The sequence below is a fragment of the Proteobacteria bacterium CG1_02_64_396 genome (genome assembly GCA_001872725.1).
Lineage (GTDB): Bacteria > Pseudomonadota > MNWR01 > CG1-02-64-396 > CG1-02-64-396 > CG1-02-64-396.
Genome location: MNWR01000020.1, coordinates 25807 through 41885, shown reverse-complemented (window position 1 = coordinate 41885; position 16079 = coordinate 25807). Strand labels below are relative to the sequence as shown.

At 56.1% G+C, this 16079-nt stretch carries 16 protein-coding genes, 3 tRNA genes and 1 pseudogene; all 20 read left to right on the top strand.

Features of this window, described 5'->3' with window-relative positions:
• The 20 genes and pseudogenes from AUJ55_02480 to AUJ55_02385 all read left to right on the top strand — a co-directional run bounded on the left by AUJ55_02480 (nt 1) and on the right by AUJ55_02385 (nt 16052).
• Nucleotides 1–248, top strand: a pseudogene (locus AUJ55_02480) (hypothetical protein).
• 97 nt (nt 249–345) lie between these two features.
• Nucleotides 346–969, top strand: coding sequence for an ATP-dependent Clp endopeptidase, proteolytic subunit ClpP (locus AUJ55_02475; GenBank protein OIO60167.1), 624 nt, complete (start codon nt 346–348; stop codon nt 967–969).
• Nucleotides 970–999: 30 nt separating this feature from the next.
• Nucleotides 1000–2250, top strand: coding sequence for an ATP-dependent protease ATP-binding subunit ClpX (locus tag AUJ55_02470; protein OIO60166.1), 1251 nt, complete (start codon nt 1000–1002; stop codon nt 2248–2250).
• A 68-nt stretch (nt 2251–2318) separates the two neighbouring features.
• Nucleotides 2319–4766: an endopeptidase La gene (locus AUJ55_02465; GenBank protein OIO60165.1), complete on the top strand. Its 2448-nt coding sequence runs from the start codon at nt 2319–2321 to the stop codon at nt 4764–4766.
• 73 nt (nt 4767–4839) lie between these two features.
• Complete coding sequence (locus tag AUJ55_02460; GenBank protein ID OIO60164.1) at nt 4840–5115, top strand: hypothetical protein; 276 nt, start codon at nt 4840–4842, stop codon at nt 5113–5115.
• 26 nt (nt 5116–5141) lie between these two features.
• Nucleotides 5142–5217 (top strand) — tRNA-Val (locus AUJ55_02455).
• Between the two features lie 115 nt (nt 5218–5332).
• Nucleotides 5333–5407, top strand: a tRNA-Val gene (locus AUJ55_02450).
• A gap of 117 nt (nt 5408–5524) precedes the next feature.
• Nucleotides 5525–7444, top strand: coding sequence for a threonine--tRNA ligase (locus AUJ55_02445; protein OIO60169.1), 1920 nt, complete (start codon nt 5525–5527; stop codon nt 7442–7444).
• 75 nt (nt 7445–7519) lie between these two features.
• The gene (locus AUJ55_02440) at nt 7520–7990 is read left to right on the top strand and encodes a translation initiation factor IF-3 (protein OIO60163.1); all 471 of its coding nucleotides are present in this window, start codon (nt 7520–7522) and stop codon (nt 7988–7990) included.
• A 107-nt stretch (nt 7991–8097) separates the two neighbouring features.
• Entirely contained in the window at nt 8098–8295 is a 198-nt protein-coding gene (locus AUJ55_02435) for a 50S ribosomal protein L35 (protein OIO60162.1), read from the top strand.
• A 53-nt stretch (nt 8296–8348) separates the two neighbouring features.
• On the top strand, nt 8349–8696 hold the full coding sequence (locus AUJ55_02430) for a 50S ribosomal protein L20 (GenBank protein OIO60161.1): 348 nt from the start codon (nt 8349–8351) through the stop codon (nt 8694–8696).
• Between the two features lie 106 nt (nt 8697–8802).
• Nucleotides 8803–9834 carry a phenylalanine--tRNA ligase subunit alpha gene (locus AUJ55_02425; protein ID OIO60160.1) on the top strand — a complete coding sequence of 344 codons (1032 nt, stop codon included), beginning with the start codon at nt 8803–8805 and terminating at the stop codon, nt 9832–9834.
• Nucleotides 9835–9839: 5 nt separating this feature from the next.
• Complete coding sequence (locus AUJ55_02420; protein OIO60159.1) at nt 9840–12182, top strand: phenylalanine--tRNA ligase subunit beta; 2343 nt, start codon at nt 9840–9842, stop codon at nt 12180–12182.
• Between the two features lie 74 nt (nt 12183–12256).
• Nucleotides 12257–12568 (top strand): integration host factor subunit alpha, encoded by a 312-nt coding sequence (locus AUJ55_02415; protein ID OIO60158.1) that lies wholly within the window; start codon nt 12257–12259, stop codon nt 12566–12568.
• 52 nt (nt 12569–12620) lie between these two features.
• Nucleotides 12621–13046 carry a hypothetical protein gene (locus AUJ55_02410; protein ID OIO60157.1) on the top strand — a complete coding sequence of 142 codons (426 nt, stop codon included), beginning with the start codon at nt 12621–12623 and terminating at the stop codon, nt 13044–13046.
• Between the two features lie 46 nt (nt 13047–13092).
• Nucleotides 13093–13169 (top strand) — tRNA-Pro (locus AUJ55_02405).
• 67 nt (nt 13170–13236) lie between these two features.
• The gene (locus AUJ55_02400; protein OIO60156.1) at nt 13237–13986 is read left to right on the top strand and encodes a 5'/3'-nucleotidase SurE; all 750 of its coding nucleotides are present in this window, start codon (nt 13237–13239) and stop codon (nt 13984–13986) included.
• A 14-nt stretch (nt 13987–14000) separates the two neighbouring features.
• A complete protein-coding gene (locus tag AUJ55_02395; GenBank protein OIO60155.1) occupies nt 14001–14669 on the top strand; it encodes a protein-L-isoaspartate O-methyltransferase in 669 nt (222 codons plus the stop codon).
• Nucleotides 14669–15241 (top strand): hypothetical protein, encoded by a 573-nt coding sequence (locus AUJ55_02390; protein OIO60154.1) that lies wholly within the window; start codon nt 14669–14671, stop codon nt 15239–15241. The genes AUJ55_02395 and AUJ55_02390 overlap by 1 nt, the downstream gene beginning before the upstream one ends.
• A 16-nt stretch (nt 15242–15257) precedes the next feature.
• Entirely contained in the window at nt 15258–16052 is a 795-nt protein-coding gene (locus AUJ55_02385) for a hypothetical protein (protein OIO60153.1), read from the top strand.
• Nucleotides 16053–16079: the final 27 nt, after the last annotated feature.

Below are 16079 nucleotides of genomic sequence, written 5' to 3'. Positions count from 1 at the left end.
AACAACAGATTCTCATCAGCATGGACGGACGGGGCCGGGCGCTGGACAACGTCTTCATCGAACGTTTGTGGCGCACGGTGAAGTACGAAGAGATCTACCTGTACGACCATGCCGATGGGGTGGCGCTGCACCAGGGGCTCGACCGCTACTTCCGGTTTTACAACACCGAGCGCCCCCACAGTGCCCTCGGCGGCAAGACCCCAGAACAGGTCCATCAAACCCACGGCGGAACCACCCACCGCCACTAACCGTTTACAAATTTTCGCCCCCAAACTGTCCAAGGAGTGGGGTCCACCCCAGCAACAGCATTGAAGATTATAGATATACCCCCAAAAAGAGGTCGTAATGATTGCTGAGCACGCGCTTGGACTTGTTCCAATGGTTGTGGAGCAGACCCACAGAGGTGAACGGGCGTTCGATATCTATTCTCGTTTGCTTAAGGAGCGTATTATTTTCTTGGTGGGCCCGATTAACGACCAAACCGCCAATCTCGTTGTTGCACAGCTTCTTTTTTTGGAAGCGGATAACCCCAAGAAAGATATTTATCTGTATATCAATAGTCCTGGGGGTGTTGTAACGGCGGGCCTGGCGATCTTCGATACGATGCAGTTTATTCGTCCTGATGTTGCCACATTATGTGTCGGTCAGGCCGCCTCAATGGGGGCATTTTTGCTGGCTGCTGGCGCCAAGGGAAAACGAGCGGCATTGCCAAACAGTCGGGTCATGATCCACCAGCCCCTTGGCGGATTCCAGGGGCAAGCAACCGATATTCAAATTCATGCCCGAGAAATCCTTAAAATAAAAGATAAACTCAACAAGACGTTGAGTGAGAGAACCGGGCAGTCACTCAAACGGATCGAACGCGATACAGAGAGGGACTACTTCTTGGATGCCAACGAAGCAGTGGAGTATGGTCTGGTAGATTCGGTTTTAACCCATCGAGAAAATCTGGAATATCCTGAAAAATAGTATTAAAGAAGTATGCAAAGGTCTTAATGCATGTCATCTAATAATAATCAAACAACTCAATATTGCAGTTTTTGTGGTAAAACCACGCAGGAAGTGGAGCGCATGGTTGCCGGGTCGACTGTGCGTATCTGCAATGAATGTGTCGACTTGTGTAACCAGATTTTAAAGGACGAACGCAAAAAGGATCTGATTGATCACTCCGAAGAAATCCCCCCCCCCAAAGATATATATGACTACCTCGGCCAGTATGTTATTGGCCAAGAACGCGCAAGAAAAATTCTTGCCGTTGCCGTCCATAATCATTACAAGCGAATTCGCTTTGGTGGGGTCATGGACGATGTCGAGTTGGCAAAAAGTAATATCCTCCTTGTTGGGCCGTCAGGTTCGGGTAAAACGTTGTTAGCCCAAACCTTGGCGAGATTGTTAAACGTTCCCTTTACGATTGCCGATGCAACGACCTTAACTGAAGCCGGTTATGTTGGTGAAGATGTCGAGAATATCTTGCTTAAATTGCTTCAGTCTTGCGAATTCGATGTTCACAAGGCTGAGCAAGGAATCGTGTATATTGATGAAATCGACAAGATAGGAAGGAAAAGCGATAACCCGTCGATTACCCGCGATGTGTCGGGAGAAGGGGTGCAGCAGGCACTATTAAAATTGATTGAGGGAACCGTTGCAGCTGTGCCGCCGCAAGGTGGGCGCAAACATCCAGCCCAGGAGTTTATACAAATAAACACCGAGAATATTCTGTTTATTTGTGGCGGAGCGTTTTCAGGACTAGAAAAAATCATTCAACGGCGGCAAAAACCAGGTGGAATGGGTTTCTCCGCTGAAATATCGAATAAAGACACGGACGATGCGGCGCTGGATTATTTTTCAGATGTAGAACCTGACGATCTTTTGAAATTTGGACTCATACCGGAATTGGTTGGGCGTCTTCCGATGGTTGCGACGCTCGACAGTCTCACAGAAGAGACCATGGTTGAGATTTTAACAAAACCAAAGAACGCCTTAATCAAGCAATACCAAAAACTCTTTGAAATTGAAGGGGTTGAGTTGAAGTTCACAGATGATGCGGTTCGAGCAGTTGCCCGCAAGGCAATGTCCAGGAGGACCGGAGCGCGCGGGCTTCGGGCGATCATGGAAGAGGTCATGCTCGACTTGATGTATGCGGTCCCATCCCGAACAGACGTGCGAGAAGCGCTTATCAATCGTGAAGTCATCGAAGAGGGGGCGGAGCCGCTTTTGATCTTGGTTCAAGACATGGCGAGCGCATCGTGACCTCTTGATGCTGCATGAAGAGGCCTTATCTAAAAGGCACCGTCCAGTAGCGCAACCTAGAGGTGCATATGTCAACGATAAATGTTTTTCCAAAAGACTCAGCCGGAGGCGATGAAGGGATTCCGCTGTTGCCCCTACGCGATATCGTCGTTTTTCCTCATATGATCGTCCCCCTCTTTGTGGGGCGACCGAAGAGTATTGCTGCTTTAGAGGCGGCCATGCAGAGGACCAAACAGATCTTGCTTGTGGCACAGAAGGATCCCTCTTTGGATGATCCTTTAGCCGAAGATCTATATTCGGTTGGAACGCTTGGGAATATTCTGAACCTTCTAAAGCTTCCTGATGGCACTGTGAAGGTGCTTGTCGAAGGGGAAGAGCGCGTCCAGATCAGTCAAATTCGGGAGCAGATCGATTGTTTTGATGCCGTTGTTTCTATGTTTGAAAGTAGCGGCGAAGACGATAGAGAGTTAGAAGCTCTTATGCGTTCAGTCGTTGCTGAGTTCGAGCAATATGTCAAACTGAATAAGAAAATCCCCCCCGAAATTTTAATGACCGTGGGTGCCATTGAGGATCCGGCGCGGTTGGCAGATACGGTAGCGGCACACCTTAATTTGAGGGTAGAGGGTAAGCAGGAGTTACTTGAAATTGATGTGGTTTCAGGGCGTTTAGAGCGCCTTCTCTCCATCATGGAAGGGGAGATCGAGGTGCTTCAAGTTGAGCGTAGGATTCGATCCCGCGTTAAACGTCAAATGGAAAAATCCCAGCGTGAATACTACTTGAATGAGCAGATGAAGGCCATTCAAAAGGAACTCGGGGACGATGATGTTCGGCAAGAATTGGGGGAGCTTGAGCAGAAGATCAATGCAGCCAGAATGCCGCGAGATGCCGAGGATAAAGCACGGTCAGAACTAAAAAAACTCAAGATGATGTCGCCTATGAGTGCTGAGGCAACTGTGGTCCGCAATTATGTGGATTGGTTGGTGAGTATGCCGTGGAAAAAGCGCAGCAGGACGCGAATTGATCTAAAAGAGGCCGCACAAATTCTAGACGACGATCATTTTGGCTTAGAAAAGGTGAAGGAACGGATCATCGAGTACCTTGCGGTCTTGAAATTGGTCAAAAACATGCGCGGCCCCATCCTGTGCTTGGTGGGACCTCCAGGTGTAGGCAAGTCAAGCCTAGCCAGATCTATTGCCAGGGCGACGAACAGGAAGTTTATTCGATTGTCCCTTGGAGGGGTTCGCGACGAGGCCGAGATCCGCGGCCATCGCCGTACCTACATTGGTGCCCTGCCGGGAAAACTCGTTCAATCGATCAAGAAGGTTCAAACGAAAAACCCCATGATTCTGTTGGATGAGATTGACAAGATGGGGGCAGACTTCCGAGGGGATCCAAGCAGTGCCATGTTGGAAGTTCTGGATCCAGAGCAGAATAAAGAGTTTGTCGATCATTATCTTGAGGTTGAGTTTGATCTGTCGGAGGTCATGTTTATTGCAACTGCAAACAGCCTCAGTATCCCCCGGCCCCTGATGGATCGGATGGAAATCATTCGGCTGTCAGGGTACACGGAGGTTGAGAAAGCACAGATTGCCCGCCGCTATTTGATACCCAAAAGCGCTAAAGAGCATGGCTTGAAGCCGGATCAAATGTCCCTCTCGGATGCAGCGCTGTTGAATGTGATTCGTTTGTATACCCGTGAGGCTGGGGTTCGCAATCTGGAGCGGGAAATTGCAACCATATGTCGCAAGGTCGCAAGGACCGTTGCAGAAACTCCCGAAATTGTTCCCGTTCGGGTGACGGATCAAAACCTTGAGAAATTTCTCGGCATAGAGAAATTTAGGTTTGGGGTCGCAGAAGAAGACGATCAAATTGGTGTGGTGACGGGACTAGCATGGACAGAAGTGGGGGGCGAGCTCCTTACTATTGAGGCGGTGGTGTTACCGGGTAAGGGGCGCATGACCATAACCGGAAAGCTGGGTGACGTTATGCAGGAATCCATCCAAGCAGCAATGAGCTACGTGCGATCACGTGCGCATCATCTGGGCTTGGAAGAGGGGTTCCACCAGAAAATCGACATTCATATCCACGTGCCAGAGGGAGCGATTCCAAAAGACGGCCCCTCAGCGGGATTGGCCATGGCGACCGCAATTGTTTCGGCTTTGACTCGGATTCCCGTGCGTCGAGAGATCGCCATGACTGGCGAAATAACGCTTCGGGGCAGGGCTCTGCCGATTGGTGGTCTTAAAGAAAAGTTATTGGCGGCAATGCGTGGCGGTATCGCCAAAGTGATGATTCCGAATGAAAACGCTAAAGATTTAAGGGAGGTGCCGGCAGAAATTCTAGAAAGCCTAGAGGTTGTGCCGGTTGGCTCCATGGATGAGGTCTTGTCCTTGGCTCTTCTTGGGTTGCCGCAGCCAAGGATGGATGTTTCCAGCAATGACGAGGAAAAAACGCTTGACGGCCCGGCAAAAAACGAAGAAAAAGCCCAAACGGCAGGGGTGGTATTGCCGCACTGATTGACGAGCACGATGGGGTACGGGGACCGCCCCCGTGCGTTCTCAATATCAACTTATACCCAAGGGGGGAGTAATGAACAAAAGCCAGTTAATTGAGCGCGTGGCTGAAAAGGCTGGGATGACGAAAGCCGAGGCCGGTCGCGCGGTTGATGCAGTGGTGGCCTCTGTGGAAGAGGCGTTGGCTCAGGGCGGATCGGTCCACCTAGTTGGTTTTGGGACGTTTTCAGTGACCGAGCGCGCAGCTCGGGAGGGCCGGAATCCTGCGACCGGCGACAAGATTCAAATTGAATCGAGCAAGTCGGTTCGCTTCAAGCAGGGTAAGGGTTTGAAGGATCGCCTGAACGGCTGATCCGTTGGTCGGCATAGGGCTGCCAAGGGCGAATAGCTCAGCCGGGAGAGCACCGGCCTTACAAGCCGGGGGTCACAGGTTCGAACCCTGTTTCGCCCACCAGTATGTGCAAAAACGGCGGCTTATGGCCGCCGTTTTCATTTTGAGTTTCGGCGTTGACAAGCGGCTGCCGATTCGTAGAGTTCCCCGCCCCGAGAGAGGTTGTCTTGGGATCTGCAGGCGCGTAGCTCAGTGGGAGAGCGCTACCTTGACACGGTAGAGGTCGGCGGTTCGAAACCGCCCGTGCCTACCAACTCCAAAAGAAGGAGCACCCATGGGTGCTCCTTCTTTTTTTCTGCTCCAGCGTTTGAGTGGAGCCCCCGTACGGTCCGGCGTGAATCACTAGAGGGCAAGGACAGTGGCATCCTCGATTTCCATCATCCTCCCCGATCAGTCGCAGCGACAATTGCCCACCGGATCTACTGGTGTGGATTTGGCTGCAAGTATCGGACCGGGGCTGGCCAAGGCCGCGCTTGCTCTTGTCGTAAATGGGGCTTTTCTCGATTTAACTGCCGAATTGCACGACGGAGATCGCGTTCGGATTTTGACGGCTCGGGACAGTGAAGGGGTTGAAATTCTTCGTCATTCGATGAGTCACCTTTTGGCGGAGGCCGTCAAGGAGCTTTACCCCGAGGCGCAAGTTACCATCGGTCCCGTGATCGAAAATGGCTTCTATTACGACTTCGATTATGTCAGACCTTTTACGGAGGGGGATCTAGAAAAGATCGAAGAGCGCATGCACCAGATCGCCCTTCGAGATAAAGCGATTCATCGGGTACAGATGGATCGTGACGACGCAGTCCGCTTGTTTCTTGGAATGGGCGAGCACTACAAGGCCGAAATCATCGGGGCTATTCCTCAGGGCCAGGTGATCTCGTTGTACCGACAAGGCGAGTTTCTTGATCTCTGTAGAGGGCCTCACGCACCGCGCACCGGGGTGCTGACGGCTTTTAAGTTGTTGAAGGTCGCGGGAGCGTACTGGCGTGGCGATTCGCGAAACAGGATGTTGACCCGTATCTATGGGACCGGTTGGGCGTCTGAAAAGGATTTGAAAGGGTATTTACATCGATTGGAGGAGGCGGAAAAACGGGACCATCGCCGCCTAGCCAGGGAGATGGACCTTTTTCATATTCAGGAAGAGGCGCCTGGGATGATCTTCTGGCATGACCGCGGCTGGACCCTCTATCGGCAAGTCGAGGGGTTCGTTCGCGATGTCATGAGAGATCATGGTTACAAAGAGGTGCGTACCCCTCAGCTGGTGGATCGTAGCCTGTGGGAACGTTCCGGGCATTGGGGCAAGTTCAGGGACGAAATGTTCACGACCGCAGCTGAAAATCGCGACTACGCGGTCAAGCCCATGAATTGCCCGTGCCACATCCAAATCTTCAATCAAGGGATTCGCAGCCACCACGACCTTCCGTTGCGATTGGCCGAGTTCGGCTCTTGCCACCGAAACGAGCCTTCAGGGACGCTCCATGGCTTGATGAGACTGCGCAATTTCGTGCAGGACGACGCTCATATTTTTTGCACCGAAGAGCAGATTCAGGATGAAGTGGGGCAGTTCATCGAATTGGTCGTTCAGGTGTATCGGGCCTTTGGTTTTGAGGACATCTTGCTCAAGCTATCGACCCGCCCCGAAAACCGCATCGGGGATGATGCGCTTTGGGATAAGGCCGAAACCGCTTTGCAGCTGGCTTTAGAAGACAAAGGGTTGGCCTTCCAGCTCAATCCGGGTGAGGGGGCTTTTTATGGTCCCAAGGTTGAATTTTCCTTAAAAGACTGCCTGGGACGGGTATGGCAGTGTGGGACGATTCAGGTCGATTTTTCAATGCCGGGTCGGTTGGATGCCTCCTATGTGGACTCCGACGGAGTGCGCAAGACTCCCGTGATGCTTCATCGGGCGATCCTGGGTTCATTGGAGCGGTTTATCGGGATTTTGATCGAGCACTACGCAGGGCACTTGCCTCTATGGTTGGCGCCACTGCAGGCCATGGTTCTAACTGTGACGAGCAGGGCCGATGAACATGCCCAGGCGGTAGCAGCTCGCTTGGGCCGCGCTGGGATTCGGGTTGATGTCGACTTGCGGAACGAAAAAGTGGGCTATAAGATCCGCGGCCACTCGCTCGTCCGGGTGCCTGTTATGCTGGTTGTTGGGGATCGCGAGGTTGACGAAAACACTGTTTCCGTGCGGCTCGCGGGCGAAAACATCGGTACTATGACCGTCGACGAGTTGTTGGTGTGGTGGAATCGCGAAGGTAGTGCGCCATCCTTGGGTGCAACGTCTGATTGAGGCTCTTGAAGGGGAGGATTCGCCATCTCGAAAGAAAAAGAGGTCCGGGTTAACGAAGAGATCCGGGCATATCGTATTCGGGTTATTGCCGATGATGGAGAGCAGTTAGGGGTTCTAACTCCTCGTGAGGCACTGGCGATCGCGCAAGAGCGTGGGTTGGACTTGGTCGAGGTTGCGGCGCAAGCCGACCCGCCCGTCTGTCGTTTGATGGATTTTGGTCGGTTCAAGTATGAACAGGCCAAAAAAATGAATGAGGCGCGAAAGCGCCAGAAGATCATTCAGGTTAAAGAGATCAAGCTTCGCCCCAAAACCGACGAGCACGACTATCAGGTTAAGCTTCGGTCGGCGCTGCGTTTCTTGGAAGACGGCGACAAAGTCAAATTTACGTTGCGTTTTCGTGGACGTGAAATGGCCCACGTTGAGCTTGGAGCCAAGGTATTGCAGCGTATTGAGGCCGATCTTCTTGAGATTGGGGTGGTGGAACAGCATCCCAAGATGGAGGGCCGTCAGCTCGTGATGGTTATGGCCGCTCGCGCCAAAAAGTAAGAACCGACATGACTTGCATTCAGCTTGCCCCACCCGAGAGGTGGGGTTTTTGCTCCCTGGGTGGGGGTAGCGACCTTGGGGTCGAGGTAGATTGAGGAGTTATTGAAATGCCGAAGATGAAAACCAACCGTGGCGCGGCCAAGCGTTTTAAGAAGACCGCCAACGGCCATTACAAGTACTCCAGCGCCTTTCATAACCACATCCTCACGAAAAAGAGCCGCAAGACCAAGCGGAACTCCCGTGGGACCGAGGTGGCGTCTGCTAACGACGAGAAGTCGCTCAAGCGGCTGCTCCCCTTCGTTTGATTATTTGTGGCCTCCCCTTGCGGGTAGGCCGTAGTCGGAAGAGGTAACAAAAGATGGCTCGTGTAAAAGGTGGCGTGACCGCTAAGGCGCGGCACAAAAAAATCCTCAAGCTCGCCAAAGGGTTCCGTGGCCGGAAGAAGAACTGCTTCCGCATTGCCAACGAATTCGTTGAGCGTGCCTTAGCCTATCAATACCGGGACCGGCGCAACCGTAAGCGCGATTTCCGTCGTCTTTGGATCGTCCGCATCAACGCGGCGGCCCGTCTGCACGGTATGAGCTATTCGGTCTTCATGAATAACCTGAAGAAGGCCGGTGTTGAGCTGGACCGTAAGGTTTTGTCCGATATGGCGATTCGTCAGCCTGCTGATTTTGGGCGGTTGGTGGAGCAGGTTCGCCACTAAACGATAGGCGTATCCGGCGGGGTCGGTTTTCTGGCCGCCCGGTGCCCCCAATGAAGGGAGAGGATCGCCTCTCCCTTTTTTTTTGTGCGGGTGTGAGGTAGTGGTGATGGATGACATCATCAGGCAGATTGATACGGCAAAAAGCGAGTCATTGCAGGCCGTCGAGCTGGTGCAGACCCTTCAGGCCTTGGATGAGGTTCGGGTTCAATACGCTGGTAAAAAAGGGATCTTGACCGGCCTGCGCCGCATGTTGGGGGACCTTTCCCACGAACAACGCCCTGCGGTAGGCAAAGCCATTGGCGACGCCATCACCGCTTTCGAGCAGTCGCTGGCTTTGCGGCATGAGCTCCTTGGTGCTCAGGCGCTCAATGCCAAATTGCAAGCCGACCGGGTGGATATCTTCCTGCCTGGGCGCGGTGGTAGCGAGGCGATACGCCACCCCATTCGCCGTCAGCTTGATCGCATACTCGACATCTTTCAGTCGTGCGGTTTTGAGGTTGCAACCGGACCTGAAATCGAAGAGCAGGACTACAACTTCACCCACCTGAACATTCCCGAGCACCACCCCGCTCGGGATATGCACGACACCTTCTACCTCCCCGACGGGCGGGTGCTGCGCACCCATACCAGTCCCGTTCAAATTCGGGTGATGGAAAGTCGCCAGCCCCCCCTGGCGATAGTGGCCCCGGGCCGGGTGTTTCGCTGCGATTCCGATGTTACCCACACCCCGATGTTTCATCAGGTCGAGGGCTTCTTGATCGATGAAGGGATCTCGTTTGCCGATCTCAAAGGGACACTTTCTGCGTTCCTTGCTGCTTTTTTCGAGCGGGAAAACCTTCCTGTGCGATTCCGCCCCTCCTTTTTTCCCTTCACAGAGCCGTCGGCCGAGGTCGATATCGGCTGTGTGTTGTGCGATGGAAAGGGGTGTCGGGTTTGCAAGAACACCGGGTGGATCGAGATCCTGGGTTGCGGGATGGTCCATCCGAATGTGTTTCGGTCGTGTGGACTTGATCCCGATCGGCATCAGGGGTTTGCCTTCGGCATTGGGGTCGAACGTCTGACCATGTTGGCCGAGGGGGCCGACGATTTGCGGCGCTTCTTCGATGGAGATGTCCGCTACTTGAGCAACTGGCGGTAAGGGCTATGCGTTTTTCTCTTTCATGGTTGCAGGAGTGGATTGATCCCCAGTGGGACTTGCCGACCTTTTCCGCACGGCTCACCGCTGCGGGGCTTGAGGTTGCCGCCATTGAGGATCGTAGCCTTGGGTTGGAGGGGGTGGTTGTTGCCCACGTCGAAGCGGTGCGCCCCCATCCCGACGCTGACCGGCTTCGTTTGGTGACGGTGAATTTCGGCGCTGCCGAGCCGCTTGAGATCGTTTGCGGCGCCCCCAATGTCGCGGTGGGAATGAATGTCCCCCTGGCACAGGTCGGCGCCACCCTGCCCAACGGGTTAAAAATCAAGAAGGGCAAGATTCGCGGCATCGTATCGCCCGGCATGTTGTGCTCCGCGACCGAGCTGGGGTTGCCTCCGGTAACCGAGGATGGATTGCTGAGATTGTCCGCGCAGGCGGTACCGGGAACCCCCATGGCTCAATTACTCGGATTGGACGATCCGGTGATTGAAATTGAACTTACCCCCAATCGTGGCGATTGTCTGAGTGTGAGGGGGGTGGCCCGGGAGATCGGCGCTTTGAGTGGGCGAGAACTCAAGGGGCCTGCTATTGCTGAACTGCCTTCGCCGGATGGGACTGCGGTTCCTGCTCTGAAGATCGAGGATGTGGCTGGATGTCGCCGGTATGCATTGGCCCGGTTGAAGGTTCGCAACGGTCCCTCTCCGCAGTGGTTGATTCGGCGCCTGGAGGCGGTGGGACTTCGCCCGCGCAACATCCTGGTCGACGTCACCAACTATGTGATGTGGGAGCTGGGCCAGCCACTTCATGCTTTCGATTCCGCCCTGGTTTCTGGAGACGTGACGGTTCGTGCGGCCAAAGAGGGGGAGCGCTTCGAGGCGCTGAACGACCGGGAGGTGACACTGACCCGCGATGATTTGGTTGTTGCGGATGCCCAGGGAGCCATTGCGTTGGCCGGGGTGATGGGGGGCGCTGGTAGCGCCGTATCCGACCAGACCCAAGAAATCCTATTAGAGGCGGCTTGGTTTGCCCCCAATCGCGTTGGGCCCACGGCTCGACGCTACGGACTGGGCAGCGATTCCTCCCACCGCTTTGAACGGGGGGTCGATCCCGACGCTGTAAATCAAGCCCTTTGCCGTGCGGTTTCACTTCTGCAAGATCATGCGGACGGGCAACTGATGGGTTGGTCCCAGGTGGACTTGGGCGCTGGGCGCCGTCCGACCATCGACCTCGATTTCGACCGTTTGGCTAAACTTCTGGGGATGTCGGTACCCGACAACGAGGTGATCGCCCTGCTGGCTCGTCTCGGTGGTGTTGTGACGCAGCGAGAGGGGGGCATAAGCGTGATTCCTCCCGGGCATCGCCCCGACTGGAGCCTTTTTCAGGATCTGGCCGAAGAGGTGGCGCGGATTGTTGGACTGGATAGCATCCCCAACAAACTGCCCCAACGTCCCATGAATCCAACCACGACCATTCGCCACTTCGAGTCCCATTTGACCGAAGCGGCGCTGGCGGTGGGGGGGATTGAGGTCATTACCTTCCCCTTCCTGGCCCGAGACGACTGGGCTGCTTTTGCCGCCCCCAGTGAAGAGCCGGTGTTGTTGAGCAATCCAATCCAGGCTGATCGTCCCTGCATGCGTGGCTCCTTGCTGCCTGGTTTGGCTCGGACGGTGGCATTCAACCGAGCACGTCAGCAAGAAAACTTGCGGTTGGTGGAGTCGGGTCATGTCTTTAAGGCCGACGAGGAGCATTTGGCGTTGGGGGGGGTGTTTTGCGGCGCTCTCCGCCATTGGTCGGGCAGCCGAGCGGTCGACTTTTTCGATTTGAAGGGGTGGGTGGAGGGGGTGTTGCAGCGGCTTGGCATCGAGGCCATAACCCTGACGACAGAGGCGTTGCCCCCGTTCCTTCATCCCGGGCGCAGTGGTTGGATCGAAGCCGGGAATGTGCGCATTGGTTGGATGGGGCAGATTCATCCGCGGTTGTCGCAGATATGGGAGGGTGGCGAGTTGTACGGGTTCGAGCTCGACGCCAAAGCGATTGCCGCAGTTCAATCTTCAAGTCGAAAACTCGATATTCCCTCCGATCAGCCTATGATGCGCCGCGATCTGGCTTTGTGGGTGTCGCGGTCGATTCCCGCCTCGGCGCTTTTAACAGAGGCGGCAAAAAGTTCGGCGCTGATCCGTCATGCCGAGGTGTTTGACCGCTTCGAGCCCAATCCCGGCGCCGAACGTATCAGCCTGGGTTTAAGATTGACATTCCAGGCCTCCGACCGGACTTTGGCTTCGGAAGAGGTCGATCAAATGGTCGACAAGGTGTTGAAACGGCTTGAAGTTCGCTTTGAGGCAGGTCTGAGATAACGGTTTCTACGTTGACGCGCTCATGTAAATATCGTTAAAGTTCAGAATCTTCTAACGTTTAAGTGGAGTAGAGGATGAACAACGAGATTGATCCGGCAGGCAATACGATGACCAAGGCAGAAATCGTCGACGCGGTTTTTGAGCGTGTTGGTCTGCCCAAAAAAGACACCGCTGCGGTGGTGGAGCATGTGCTCGATTGCGTGCGGGAGACGGTTGCACGGGGTGAGACGGTAAAAATCTCGCAATTCGGCAACTTTACGGTGCGGCGTAAGGGTTCGAGGGTGGGGCGCAATCCCAAGACTGGTGTGGAGATCGAGATTCCTCCGCGCAAGGTATTGGTCTTCCGTCCCAGCCAGATTTTACGCACCCGGCTCAATGACGAATGAATGGTGTTTCTCCCCTTGAAGGGCCGACTGTCGGCCAATGAAGGAGGGCCACGTGGCGCAGGAAAACAAAGCCATCGCCTACCCCATCGCGGTTCCTGAGCTTCCGGACAAGCTGTTCTTCTCGATCCGGGAGGTCAGCGACATCTGTGGGGTGGAGCCTCATGTGCTGCGCTACTGGGAGTCGGAGTTCGACGTCATCAGCCCCACCAAGCGTTCGGGCAACCGTCGTTTCTACCGCAAAGAAGACATCGTCAACATTTTGCAAATCCGCAGTCTGCTGTACGACCGCAAATTCACCATCCGGGGTGCGCAGCAAGAGATTCAGCGTTTGCGCGACGGAGGTGAGCCTCTTGAAGAGACGATTCAGCCGATTGAGCCCCCCCACGTAAGCAACGATATGCGTCCGGTGCTGCGTGAAATCCGGGATGAACTCAAGGCGATCCTCGCCCTGCTGGACCAGCCCCAACAACGGGGTTGACGAGACGGCGCCGGATTCTTAGGATCCGCGCCCTTTCGGGAAGTGACGGGGCGTAGCGCAGCCTGGTAGCGCACTTGCATGGGGTGCAAGTGGTCGGAGGTTCAAATCCTCTCGCCCCGACCATTTCCGAAAGACCAAGCCGCCCTCGGGCGGCTTTTTTTTTGTCCCCCCTCGGGACGGAGGTGTCCTCTTGATCCTGGTCTCCAACGACGATGGCATTCGCGCGGCTGGTTTGGAGGCGTTGGCCGAGGGGTTGGCGGCTTTGGGGCGCCGAGTGGTCGTGGTCGCTCCCGACCGCGAACGCAGCGGTGCAGGCCATTCTCTGTCGTTGCACCGCCCCCTGCGGGTCGAAGAGATCGCTCCCGGCCGTTTTTCGGTCGACGGCACCCCCACAGATTGTATCAACCTAGCCCTAACCGGTCTGTTGGACGCCCGTCCCGTCCTGGTGGTCTCGGGGATCAACCATGGCGCCAACGTTGCCGACGACATCACCTATTCTGGAACCGTCGCCGCAGCCATGGAGGGAACCCTGTTCGGCATCCCTTCCATCGCTGTCTCCATCGCTTCCCGCCAAGATCAAATCTTTTCTACCGCCGCCGAATACGCGCTGCGGCTGGCCCGCGATGTCTTGGTTCACAGCCTGCCGGCCGACACCCTGCTCAACCTCAATGTCCCTAATTTGCCGCTCGAACTGGTCCGGGGGGTGCGTTTGACCCGGCAGGGAAAACGGACCTATGGCGAGTCTGCAGTGATGAACCTCGACCCGCGCGGACGCCGTTATTACTGGATTGGCGGGGTGAGCGAGGACGATCCGGTGGAGGAGGGGACCGACCGGGCGGCGCTACGCGAAGGGTTTGTGTCGGTGACCCCACTGCACATGAACCTGACCCACGATCAGTCGGCGCAGGCGTTGGGCCACTGGGGGGTCTTCGGATCATGAGTGCGGGAGCCGTCATGAACGGGGGGGGCGACCTCCATGCCCGGCGCCGTCGCCGGATGGTGGAGGAGCAACTGCGCGGTCGCGACATCAAGGATCAGCGGGTGTTGGCCGCAATGGGGCGCATCCCCCGGCACCGTTTTGTCGAGGAGGCGCTGGCTTCCCGGGCGTATCAAGATTCGGCCCTGCCCATTGGGTTTCGCCAGACGATCTCCCAGCCCTACATGGTGGCGACGATGTGTCAGCTTTTGGAATTGCAGGGGGGGGAACGGGTGCTTGAGATCGGCACCGGCTGTGGCTATCAGACTGCGGTACTGCGCCAACTGGCCGAGCAGGTTTACACCATCGAGCGGATCGAACTGTTGCTGGAACGGGCGGCGCGCAACCTCGGTGCCATCCTTGGCGATCAGGCCCATACCATCCATTTTATGGTGGGGGATGGTTACCTGGGTTGGCCCGATGCAGCCCCTTTCGACGCCATTGTTACGGCCGCGGCGGCCCCTGAAATTCCCCAAGCATTGCTGGATCAATTGGCCCCCGGTGGGCGGTTGGTGATGCCGGTGGGCGGAGGGGAGCAAACCGTGGTGCGGGTGACACGCACGGGGCAGGGTTTAAAACACGAACATTTTTTGCCCTGTTTATTTGTTCCCATGCTCGGCGGTGTGGCGTTGGGGGGTGAAGAGTGATGCAACGGGCTTACCGGGCGGCATTGCGTTGGAGCGCCCATCCTCACGCGAGCCGTTACCTGTTCGGCGTAGCGGTGGCCGAATCCTCATTCTTTCCGATTCCTCCCGATACCCTGCTGGCCCCCATGACACTGGCTCAGCCCAACAAAGCGTGGCGCTACGCCTGGATCACCACCCTGGGTTCGGTGATCGGAGGGGTGCTCGGCTGGTTGATTGGTGCCTTCGCTTTTGAGGCGCTGGCCCGCCCCATCTTGGCCCTGTACCACCTGGAGACGAAGTTTGATCAGGTGGGGGCGTGGTTCGAGGCTTATGCCGCCTGGATCATCTTTGCAGCTGGGTTCACCCCCATCCCCTACAAGGTCTTCACCATTGCCGCCGGATTATTTCAGATTCCGTTATGGTTGCTGACGGCGGTATCGATTCCAGCGCGGGGCATGCGGTTTTTCCTGGTGGCGGGGTTGATCCGCTGGGGGGGCGAGCCGTTGCAACATTGGTTGGAGCGCAACATTGCCTGGCTCACCACGGCGCTGGTGGCGGTCGCTTTCGGGTTGTGGTGGCTTTTAAAGGGGTGAGGTCGCTGGGGTAGAGATGAGGATTCAAACGGGGGCGACATCGAGGCTGGTTTGGGGGGGGCTACTCAGCCTGCTCCTGATCCTGGCTGGATGTGGACACGGCGCTTATCGCAGCGACCTGCCCCCGGTTCATGTTGTCGCCAAGGGGGAGACCCTCTATTCCATCGCCCAACGTTTCGGTGTTTCGGTCGACTACCTGATCTTCCGCAACCGCATGCAGCCCCCCCACACCATTTATGTTGGCCAAAAGCTGGCGTTGCAGCGGCAAATTCAGCCGGGTGAGGAGGTCTGGTTGGGGCGCAAGCCCGCTGGGGGGGGGGCTCCTGTCGCCGCTGCCGCACATGTCGCCCCGCACGTGGCAACCAACGGCGTGGCGAGCGCTACGACCGCCGTTGCCGCCCCAACCCGTGAAACCGGGATGACCCCTGCGGCCCAGATGGTCTGGCCGGTGGGGGGGGGGGGCACAATCATCCGTGGCTTCGACCGCAAGGGGCGCGAAAAACACGATGGACTCGACATTGCCGCGCAGGAGGGGACCCCGGTGCTGGCGGTCGCCGACGGCGAGGTGATCTATTCCGGCGACGGTTTAACCGGCTACGGCAATTTGATTCTGGTTCGACATTCCGGCGATATCGTTTCGGCCTATGCCCACAACCGGCAAAATCTGGTGCAGAAGGGGGACAAGGTCACCCAGGGGCAGACCATCGCCCAGGTTGGCGAAACCGGTCGTGCCTCAGGGCCCCATCTTCATTTCGAAGTGCGCGAGGGGGTCACGCCGACCGATCCCCGTCGCTGGGTGTCAAGGCCTTAATTCCTTTGTTCCGCCGTTTTCAGGAGC